The following is a 219-nucleotide window of genomic DNA, read 5'->3' as shown; positions in this document are numbered from 1 at the left end:
CCGGCGGTCGCAACTGGTCGATCCGGGGCGGTGACAGTTTTACCGAGCTCGGCGGCTTCAACCAGACCTGCCTGTCCGAGCAGGGGTTCTCCCTCAATCCCGGCCCGTGGCGGATTCCCTCTCATCATCGCGCGCTGCTCGATTACTGCCGTCGGCTCAACGTGACGCTGGAACCCTTCATCCAGCTCAACCACAATGCCTATCTGCACGCGACGCGCG

Annotated in this window: 1 pseudogene; it reads left to right on the top strand. The window is 63.9% G+C overall.

The features are described from left to right. A pseudogene (locus tag FNJ47_RS55860) lies at positions 1–219 on the top strand (flavin monoamine oxidase); the annotation flags it as partial.

Origin of the sequence: Bradyrhizobium uaiense (assembly GCF_010811875.1) — a bacterium.
GTDB classification, from domain to species: Bacteria; Pseudomonadota; Alphaproteobacteria; order Rhizobiales; family Xanthobacteraceae; genus Bradyrhizobium; species Bradyrhizobium uaiense.
The sequence above is the reverse complement of the archived record's forward strand: the minus strand, read 5'-3'. Positions and strand labels throughout refer to the sequence as shown.